The sequence below is a fragment of the Thermoflexus sp. genome (genome assembly GCF_042408365.1).
Taxonomy (GTDB): domain Bacteria; phylum Chloroflexota; class Anaerolineae; order Thermoflexales; family Thermoflexaceae; genus Thermoflexus.
This window is the reverse complement of record NZ_JBHOQJ010000193.1, coordinates 1-9,871: the sequence shown is the minus strand read 5'-3', so window position 1 is coordinate 9,871 and position 9,871 is coordinate 1. Positions and strand designations below refer to the sequence as shown.

General features: G+C 62.9%; 8 protein-coding genes. 6 read left to right on the top strand and 2 right to left on the bottom strand.

Going from position 1 to position 9,871, the window contains the following annotated elements:
* From ACFMO5_RS09140 to ACFMO5_RS09125, 4 genes are all read left to right on the top strand, one after another.
* Positions 1 to 873, top strand: an 873-nt coding sequence (locus tag ACFMO5_RS09140; RefSeq protein WP_376792443.1) for an FAD-dependent oxidoreductase, incomplete at its 5' end; no start/stop codon positions are given.
* Positions 874 to 975: 102 nt separating this feature from the next.
* Complete coding sequence (locus ACFMO5_RS09135; RefSeq protein WP_376792442.1) at positions 976 to 2,676, top strand: cyclic nucleotide-binding domain-containing protein; 1,701 nt, start codon at positions 976 to 978, stop codon at positions 2,674 to 2,676.
* 451 nt (positions 2,677 to 3,127) lie between these two features.
* On the top strand, positions 3,128 to 3,634 hold the full coding sequence (locus ACFMO5_RS09130) for a DUF177 domain-containing protein (protein ID WP_376792441.1): 507 nt from the start codon (positions 3,128 to 3,130) through the stop codon (positions 3,632 to 3,634).
* Positions 3,635 to 3,722: 88 nt separating this feature from the next.
* On the top strand, positions 3,723 to 4,934 hold the full coding sequence (locus tag ACFMO5_RS09125; RefSeq protein ID WP_376792440.1) for a sigma-70 family RNA polymerase sigma factor: 1,212 nt from the start codon (positions 3,723 to 3,725) through the stop codon (positions 4,932 to 4,934).
* Between the two features lie 819 nt (positions 4,935 to 5,753).
* Here the strand turns inward: ACFMO5_RS09125 and ACFMO5_RS09120 are convergent.
* Positions 5,754 to 6,326, bottom strand: a complete 573-nt coding sequence (locus ACFMO5_RS09120) for a hypothetical protein (RefSeq protein ID WP_376792439.1) — start codon at positions 6,324 to 6,326, stop codon at positions 5,754 to 5,756.
* A gap of 62 nt (positions 6,327 to 6,388) precedes the next feature.
* Positions 6,389 to 6,982, bottom strand: a complete 594-nt coding sequence (locus ACFMO5_RS09115; RefSeq protein ID WP_376792438.1) for an AAA family ATPase — start codon at positions 6,980 to 6,982, stop codon at positions 6,389 to 6,391.
* A 391-nt stretch (positions 6,983 to 7,373) separates the two neighbouring features.
* On the opposite strand from ACFMO5_RS09115, the gene ACFMO5_RS09110 reads away from it, so the two are divergent.
* Both ACFMO5_RS09110 and ACFMO5_RS09105 read left to right on the top strand, forming a co-directional pair.
* Entirely contained in the window at positions 7,374 to 8,294 is a 921-nt protein-coding gene (locus tag ACFMO5_RS09110) for a DMT family transporter (RefSeq protein WP_376792437.1), read from the top strand.
* 168 nt (positions 8,295 to 8,462) lie between these two features.
* On the top strand, positions 8,463 to 9,851 hold the full coding sequence (locus ACFMO5_RS09105) for a tryptophanase (protein WP_376792436.1): 1,389 nt from the start codon (positions 8,463 to 8,465) through the stop codon (positions 9,849 to 9,851).
* Positions 9,852 to 9,871: the final 20 nt, after the last annotated feature.

Here is a 9,871-nt window from a genome sequence, read left to right as displayed (position 1 = left end):
CTCGAGGGGAAGTTCGGGGAAGCCTACCCGGAGATCAACATGGCCTGGTTCTGGGCGCGGATCCACAAGCGCAGCCCGCGGCTGGGGACCTTCGAAGGCGGCTTTCAGGCGTTCTTCGACGCCCTGGTCGAGCGGATCCGCCTCCAAGGGGGCGAGGTCCGCCTGTCGACCCCGGTTTTCCGGGTGGAGGGGGAGGAGAAAGGGTGGAAGGTGGAGGCCGCGGACGGCTCCGCTTTTTATGATGCGGTGATGATCACGACCTCGCCCCGCCTCCTGGTTCGGCTGGTCCCGGCGCTCCCCGCCTCTTACGTAAGCCAACTGCTGGCCCTGCGGTCCCTGGGGGCGGTGGTCCTGATCCTAGCCTTGGAGCGCCCCCTGACCTATGGGGTTTACTGGATCAACCTCCCGAAGCAGGCCGGCTTCCCCTTCCTGGCCCTGGTGGAGCACACGAACTACATCCCGGCGGAGCATTACGGGGGGGAGCATCTGGTCTATTGCGGGGATTATCTTCCGCCGGATCACCCTTACTTCTCCATGGCGCCGGAGGAATTGCTCCGTACCTTCCTGCCGGCCCTCCCGCGTTTCAACCCGGACTTCCGACCCGAATGGATCCGCCGTTATTGGGTCTTTCGGGAGCCCTATGCCCAACCGGTGGTTCCCGTGAATTACTCACGGATGATCCCGGATCTGCGCACGCCGTTGCCAGGGCTTTACTTCGCCAGCATGAGCCAAGTGTATCCATGGGATCGGGGAACGAATTATGCGGTGGAACTGGGCCGGCGCACCGCCCGCCTCATCCTGGAGGATTGGACGCAAGGGCATCTGGGGATGCGGATCTCCTTGGAAGTTCCATCGCTGAGGGCCTCGCCTTGAACATCCCACCTGTTCCCCTCCTTCGCAGAGCGAGGGTGGGATCTGTGCCTGAAGGGAGAACCGGAACGGCCGATGGAACCCCTTGAGGGGGAGGGTGCCGCGATGGGAGATGAGGAGCTTCTGGCCGCGCTGGCCGCGCAACCGTTGTTCCGCCGGCTGGACCCCGAGGAGCTGGCCTGGGTGGCGGCGCGGGTGAAGGTGAAGACGCTCGCCCCTGGAGAGGAGCTTTTCATCGAAGGCGAGATGTTCCCAGCCTATTTCATCCTCCGCTCCGGCCGATTGGCTTTGCTGCGGATCGACGCCGATGGCATCGAGCGCCTGGTCCGCCATGTGCAACCGGGGGAGGGGATCGGCGCCCATTCCCTCTTCCTGAACGACCCGCGAGATGTGACCGCCCTGGCGATCACCCCGGTCGATGGGTGGTTGTTGGAGAAATCGGAGTTCGACGCGTTGCTCGCTGAGCGTCCGGACCTGATCCATCGGCTGGACTTGCCGCCGGACGTGGAGGCCCGTCTGCGGTCCCCTCGGTTTGGGTGGTTAGAGCCCGACGAGCAGGTCCTCGCCGCGATCCATCGGCATTGGTTCAGCTTGATCCCGGTCCTCCTGCCGCCGCTGGTGCTCCTTCTGGTGTTCATCGTGTTAACAACCTTTTTGGTAGCGGAGCTGGGGTGGTGGCCAGCGCTTTTCCTGAACGGGATCCCCCTGATCCTCCTCGGCGCGCAGATCTGGAACTGGTGGGACGATCAATACATCCTCACCACGCGGCGGATCGTCCATATTGAGCGGGAACGGTGGCTGTATATATTCCCCGGGCCGGAAACTCGTCAGGACATGCCCCTGGACCAGATCCAGGAGGTGCAGATCCTGCGGCGCACGCCCCTGGCCAGCCCATATTTGTTTGATTTCGGGGATATTGAGGTGGAAGCCTTCAGTGGGCGGATTGCCTTCTCGAACCTCCCGCAGCCCGATGAGATCCGTCGTCTGATCTATGAGCAGATCGATCGCTTGCGGGCGTTGCAGCAGGCGCGCCAGCGGTATCGCCTGCAACAGGAGTTGCGCCATCGCCTGGGCTTGATCCCGACGCCGTCTGAGGCAGCGCCCGATGCCTCTGCGGAACCCTCCCCTCCAGGGCTGCTTGGGCGGCTTTGGCTGGTTCTGAAGGCGGGGGCTCGCTACCTCTTCCCACCCCTCCGCGAGACCGTCGGGGATCGCATCATCTATCGCAAGCACTGGGTCGCGCTGATCCGTTCGATTGGGTGGGGGCCGCCGGCGGCCACTGGGCTGTGGCTCGCGGTGTGGCTGCTTCATGCGCTCCACGTGTGGCCCATCGATCGGATCGAGCCGGGGATCCGCTTGGGCGCCCTGATCCTGAGCGGGCTGTTGCTGGGGGTCTGGTGGTGGTGGCGTTACGAGAACTGGCGGAACGACGAATACATCCTCACCTCCAGCCAGCTGATCCTCTCCCAGCGTCTGCCGGCGCTGATGCGCGAGGAAACCCAGACCGCCAACCTGGCCCGGATTCAGAGCGTCGAGTATACGATCCCCTCCATTCTGGCCCGCCTGCTGAACTACGGCCACGTGGTCGTCCGTGTTCCCGGAGGGGATTTCCATTTGCGCTATGTGGGCAGCCCCCGACAGGTGCAGCAGGAGATCACCCGGCGTATGGAGGCTTACCGCCGTCGCCTTCAGGAGGAGGAGGCCGCTCGACAACGCCGGCACGTGGTGGATACGATCGCCGCTTACGACCGCCTCCGGTTTGGCCCGCCTGGGCTGAGGGGAAGGCCTGAAGCGCCCCCTTCATGATGAATTGGGTTTTGGAGATCCGGAGGACCGGGTTCCTTTGTCCTCACCCGATGCGCCTCCTCTCGGCTCCCCGCCGGAAGCCCAGAGGGCGAGCTGCTGACGGATTGGTTGCGCAGCCGAAAGATCGACAATCCCTCCGCCTTCCCCTCCCCAGAACTCCAGCGAATAAAACATCAGCCAAAGATTCTAAATTTATGATTAGATTTGGCAGTCGTATGGTTCATTTACTCCGATGATGGCCCAATTGTTTGGGGGAGTTGTCTATAATAATCATTTCGAGATCTAAATAATATTAAAGATGGCATGCATTCTCCCCCGTGCGTTGAATAAATTCCAACCTTTTGCTTGACGGGGGGGATAGCCGTGTGCTATAATCACTTCAGTAGGTTTTTCAGCCTGCCCCAACCCTGGATCAGGCCATGAGGTCATGTGGCCTGTCCTGGAGGGCCCTATGAAGATGTTGCGCTATCGGGTGGGCGCGCTGGTGGGCGCGCCGATTGGGAGTCGAATGGTATTATCCCTGGAGGAGGGACCGGGTGATCTAGGTTATGGGGTGGAGGTGGATTACCTTCGTGGGGAGATCGAGCTGGTCCGTTCCGACCGTCGGCTCCTGGCCTCTGGAACGATCTCCACACAGGTCCACACGCAGTGCGCCCGCTGTCTGGAACCCGTCGCCTTCCCGATGACTTTTGAGTTCGAGGAGGCCTTCTTCCTATCCCCAGTGGATATCCCCGGGGAGACGTTTTATGCGGTGACCGATGACGGGTATCTCTTCCTGACGGCGCCGCTGCGGGAACATGTCTTGCTGAACATCCCTTTGCGGGTTCTCTGCCGGCCGGATTGCCGCGGGCTGTGCCCGGAGTGCGGCCAGAACTTGAACGAGGGGGAGTGCGGATGTGTGCGCGAGCCGGACCCGCGATGGGCGGCCTTGGAGGCTTTTCGGCGATCAGAGGACTGAGAGGCAGCTGGGTGGAGGTCGAAGTCCGAGATCCAGGCCTCTCGGGAGCTTTTCCGGACATCTTACTCGTGATTGGAGAGGAGCGACGATGGCAAGCTTCGATGAGGTAATTGGGGAACTTTTTTCCCTGGCGGAGCGACAGGGCTACCTCACCGTCACTGATATCCTGGAGATCTATCCGGAAGCCGAGGAGTCTCCCGAGGAGCTGGACGAGATCTGTCTGTGGCTGCAGGAAGCAGGCATCGAGCTCTACGATGACACGCGGATCAACATCGAGGAGGAAGAGCGGTTCCTTCGCGAGATTGAGGAGGAGGAAGAGGAGGAGGCTGCGGAGGAGCATTTCGAAACCAGCGATGTGGTCCTGGGGGAGGACGACGATTTAGCCGACATCGATGTGGATGACACGGTGGGGCTCTATTTGAAAGAGATGGCCCGCGTTCCCTTGCTGACCAGTGAGGAGGAGGTGCGGCTGGCCCGGCAGGTGTTCCGCGCGCAGCAGGCAGCTCGGCGGCTCCGGGAAGCTCGTCGTCTCTCCCCTCAGCAGCGGGCCCGGCTGGAGCGGCTGATTGAGGAAGGCCGCAAGGCCCGCGAGCACCTCATCAAGGCCAATACCCGCCTGGTGGTCAGCATCGCCAAGAAATACATGGGCCGTGGGGTCCCGTTCCTGGATCTGATCCAGGAGGGAAACCTGGGGCTGATGAAGGCGGTGGAGAAGTTCGATTACCGCCGAGGCTACCGGTTCAGCACGTACGCCACCTGGTGGATCCGTCAGACCATCACCCGGGCCATCGCCGATCAGAGCCGCACCATTCGGGTTCCGGTCCACATGAGCGATCGGATCCGCAAGCTGTATCGGGTGGCCCATGAGCTGGAGCAGAGCCTGGGCCGAAAGCCCACCGCCGAGGAGATCGCCACCGAGCTGGGAGTGGATCCGCGCAAGGTTGAGTGGATGTTCCGGGTCTCCTGGCAGCCTCTGAGCCTGGAGAACCCGGTGGGAGAGGATGAGGAGGACGAGCTGGGCTATTTCATCGAGGACGAATCCTCCCCCTCGCCCAGCCAGATCGCTTACCAGAATCTGCTCCGGGAGAAGATCGAGGAGATCCTCTCCACCTTGAGCCCGCGGGAGGCCCGGATTCTGCGGTTGCGGTTTGGCCTGGTGAATGGGCGTTGTTACACCTTGGAGGAGGTGGGGAAGAAGTTCGGGTTAACGCGGGAGCGGATCCGGCAGATCGAAGGGCGCGCGCTGCGCCGGCTGCGCCATCCGCGTCGGAGCCGCCAGCTGCGGGAGTTTATGACCTGAAAGGGATTCCATCGGCCAACGGGGGGCGGGCCGTAGGGTTCGCCCCCCGTTTTTTTATGCGAGTTGTGCCTCTGCGGCAGGACCCGGCCCCAAGGGCCCTGCTTTGGACCACGGCTCCAGCCCCCATGGCCGTTCCCTAAAAGAAGAGGCCGCCTCCAGCTCCAGGAAGCGGCCTCTCCGGGCGGGCCGTCGCGGATCAGCGTTCACCGGAGGTGATGCGACGGCCCGCCTCCTTCAGGTCTGTCCGACGTTTTTCGTCCATGTCGCATCACCTCCTTTCTGTGGGATGGCGCATCCGGGGGGCGCAGGCTCCAGCGTGGGGAAGGCAGCGAGGCCTGCGCCCGCAACACGCTGATCATGCACGGAACCGGCCCGGATGTCAACTAATGGACGCCGTTCTGTGACACATCGTCATCTATTTCATCCCGAGGGGCTCCATCGATGACCGGTCCCTTCCGGCTTCCTCGACCGGGTGCTCGTCGACCGGTGGTCGCCCACCGTTCCGCCGCAGCGCCGATCTCCACAGGCCAACGGGGTCCCCAAAAGTCCGAAGGACTTTTGGGGGGCCCAACGTCCCGGGGAACTCGCGGTAGGGCCTTTTGGGGGGCACGCGATCCTTCGGATCGCGCGGGGTCCCCTTTCCGGGCGGCCCACCCATCGATCCGCCAATGCAGCGCGGCCTTTGGCCACCGGTCCTTCCCATCGGCTGGGTTCCCGCCGAATGGGAGAGGACCGACGGGCTGTAACAGATGATCACAAAGATGGCAGCAGTGTCAACCCCTTCATCCCGGTCAACCGATCAGGCGCCAGGAGCCAGCGTCAGCGGCCCTTGAGCCGACCGTACAGCCACCAGAAGCGTTCCTGGGGGAAGACCCTTTGCAAAGGCTCCTCCCATAGAAAACGACCGGGCTCCCAGTTGCGCCGCATGGCCTGATCCAGCGCTCGCAACCGGCTCCGGGTTTTCTCCACATCCAGGCCGAGGCGCTCGGCTTCCTCCAGCAGGAGCTCAATCTTCAAGCGGATATGCACCTGGGCTGGATAGCCCGCCGCGGCTTCCTCCGGGCGTCCTTCATAATCTTCCAGATACCAGGCCCATGCATCCAGGCGGCTGCTCAGCTCCCGTTCCAGCTTTTGCTGATAACGAGTGCGATGGGATTCCCGCACCTGGTCCAGGCGGGTTTTCAGGAATTCCAGATCCGCCTGGGCTTGGGGCGGAAGCTGATCCCGCCGTGCCTCCAGTCGCCGTAAGCTCTCCAATAGACCCCCAAGGCTGAACGATGGGAAGGTAACGGAGAAGGGGCGGAGAGGCCAGTAAACCAGATCCGAGGCCAGATAATCCTCCATGACAGCCATCCCTTCCTGTACGAACGTCAGCTCATCCTCCGGCTTCATCGCTCCTCCTCGGGAATATGTTGCAGCCGGATGGCCTCATTCCTTTATGCTCCCTGAACGTCTCAAGAGGGAGCGCCTGCCCCGGGGCAGGCGGCTTGATGGATCGTCCGCACCAGCTGAGGGAGCAACATGTCCAAATCCTGGGATGTGTCCACCTCCAGATAGGGCCGACCGATGGGCTCCATATAGCGTCGCATCCGTTCATAAACCGACCAGGTGGCCTCGCTGGCATCCTCCGGGTTGGGCTGGAGCAGCCGTCCCTCCAGTCGATCCCGAACCACTTCCGGCGGGGCGGTGACGAAGAGAATGACCAGGGGGATCCGGAGGCGATCCGCGATCTGATAGATCAGGGCCCGGTGGGCCTCGATCAGATTGGTGGCGTCGAAAATCACGGAGGAGCCCTGGCGCAGGAGCTGCTCGATGAGAACCCGACACACCTGATGAACTCGCCGGCTTTCATTCAGGGTATGCCGGGGCCACTTGAACAGGACCCGGCGCACTCGATCGGATTCCACGATGGAGGCGGGGAGAAGGGCCGCCAGACGCCGGGCCAGGGTGGATTTCCCGGTCCCCGGCAAGCCTACCATCATGATCAGTCGGGGATGCGGGGTGGGGATCGGACGGATCCCCAGGGCCTGAGCCGCCCGCCTGGCCATGGCCTCCGCCTCCTCCCGGGGCAGCGGGTAGGGAGAAGGTGTGCTGGCTGCCCCATCCCTTCGCGGCCCGCGTGCCAGGCTTTCGTTATGAAGCAGCTCCGATTCCAAACGTGCCCGATCCTCCATCCCCATCGAACCCTTATCCGCGTGAGGCTCCCAGGGATTTACAAGAGCGCTTCGTCCCCCTGCAGTTTAGGGGTCTTCGGTGAAGGGAGGGATAGCCCCTATATGTTCTTCCTTGAGCTCCCCGCCTGTGATTTGTCGGAAGATCTCACTCGAATTATAAGTGATGGAGATGTGTTTGGGGGCCAGGGGCTCCCGAAGGCAACAGCCCCCGGTCCCCAAACGCCTGATCTCCCAGAGCTTGGCATCTTGAATGGAGGATGACAGCGTGCACAACCCGGAGAAGCCCCCCGTTCCTCCCCATCTGGTTCTGCTGATCGGGATCTTGGCCGTTTCCATGGCCTCCATTTTCATCCGATTCGCCCAGCGGGAAGCTCCTTCATTGCTCATTGCGGCCTATCGGCTGACTCTGGCCACCCTGTTCATTCTGCCGGTAGCGCTGACGCGCTATCGCCATGAGCTGGCGCGGCTCACCCGTCGCGATGTGCTCTGGATGACCCTCTCCGGGGTCTTCCTGGCGGTGCATTTTGTGGCCTGGATCACCTCCTTAGAATACACGACGGTGGCCAGCTCGGTGGTGCTGGTCTCCCTTTCGCCGGTCTTCGTCGCCATCGCCGCGCCTGTTTTCCTGCGGGAATCCATCACCCCACGGGTGCTCCTGGGCATCGTCATCGCCCTGGCGGGGAGCGTCATCGTCGGCCTCAGCGATGCATGTTCGTGGCCCCCGCTGCGCTGCACGCTGGAAGGGGGTGGCCGCCTCCCGGTCGTGGGCAACCTCCTGGCGCTGATCGGGGCGATCATGGTGGCCGGCTACTTTATGATCGGCCGTCGGGTTCGGGGCCGGTTCTCCCTTCCGGTGTATATCACCTTCGTTTACGGGTCTGCCGCGCTGGTCTGCCTGCTCATCGTGGCGGGCTCCGGGATCTCGCTCTTGGGCTATCATCCTCAGACCTACCTCTGGATGACGTTGGTGGCGATCTTTCCCCAGCTCATCGGGCACTCCTCGTTCAACTGGGCTTTGCGCTATCTGCCGACAGCGGTGGTCACCGTCACCACCCTGGGCGAGCCGATCGGCTCGACGATCCTGGCCTATGCGATCCTGAAGGAGGTGCCGACATGGATCAAGCTCTTGGGGGGTGGCTTGATCCTCACCGGGATCGCCATTGTGTCCCAGGAGCGAGGGGAATGAAAAGCATATAGGCTGGGGAGATCCTCCCATTGCTTCCCCCTCTCACCCGAATCCCCAGGCAAGAGGAAAATAGAGAGAACAGGGGACAGGCGACGAGGCAGCATCCCACGCGCCCCTTGTTCCTGAGGAAGAAGCGAGGCACAGCAAACCGATTGGGAGGAGCGCTCCATGCCGATCCATCCGCCGGAACCTTTTCGGATCAAGGTGGTGGAGCCGCTGCGACAGCTCTCGCGGGAGGAGCGACGGCGGCGCCTGGAGGAGGCCGGATACAACCTCTTCCGCCTGCGGGCGGAGGACGTGTTCATCGATCTGCTCACGGATTCCGGAACGGGGGCGATGAGCGATCGGCAGTGGGCGGCGATGATGCAGGGGGACGAATCTTACGCGGGGGCCCGGAGCTTCTATCGGTTCCATGAGACGATCCAGGAGATCACCGGGTATCCCTATGTGGTGCCTGTGCATCAGGGACGGGCGGCGGAGCACATCTTCTTCGCGGTGATGGTGCAGCCCGGCCAACGGGTTCCCAGCAATAACCACTTCGACACGACCCGAGCGAACCTCCTGGCCCGCCCGGCCGATCCGGTCGATTTGGTCATCGATGAGGCTTACGATCCCACCCTAGAGCATCCCTTCAAGGGGAACATGGATCCCGCCAAGCTGGAGGCGTTTTTCGATCAGGTCGGTGCGGAGAACATCCCTTTCGTCATGCTGACCCTGACCAACAACACGGTGGGCGGGCAGCCGGTCTCCATGGAGAACGTTCGTACGGTGGCGGCTATCGCCCACCGGCATGGGAAGGGGCTCTATCTGGACATAGCCCGGTATGCGGAGAACGTGTATTTCATCAAGCTGCGCGAGCCGGGCTACGCCGATCGGCCCGTGAAGGAGATCGCCCGGGAGCTTTTCGGATACGCCGACGGATGCCTGATGAGCGCCAAGAAGGACGGGCTGGCGAACATCGGCGGGTTCATCGCCCTGAAGGATCCGGAGCTCTACGAAGCCCTGTGCGCCCAGTTGGTGCTCCGGGAAGGGTTCCCCACCTACGGCGGGCTGGCGGGGCGGGATCTGGAGGCGATCGCCGTGGGTTTGCAAGAGGCGCTGGACGAGGATTACTTGGCTTACCGGATCGCCCAGGTGCGCTATCTGGCCGAATCCCTCCAGCAGGCAGGGATCCCCATCGTGGTCCCACCCGGCGGACACGCGGTGTATTTGGATGCCCGGCGGTTTCTGCCCCACATCCCTTCACCCGAATATCCGGGCCATGCCCTGGCGGTGCACTTGTATCTGGAAGGGGGGATCCGAGGGGTGGAGATCGGGAGCGTGATGCTGGCCCAGGAGGATCCGCAGACCGGCCAAGTGATCTACCCGTCCCTAGAGCTGGTGCGCCTGGCGATCCCCCGGCGGGTTTACACTCAAAGCCACCTGGATTATGTGACGGAGGTGTGCGCCCGGGTCTACGCGCGGCGGGAGGAGATCCGGGGGTTCCGCATCGTCCGGGCGCCGAAGCTGTTGCGCCATTTCATGGCGTGGTTCGAGCCGCTGGGGGAGCTCCAATAAGGACGACCCTGAGGGGTGGG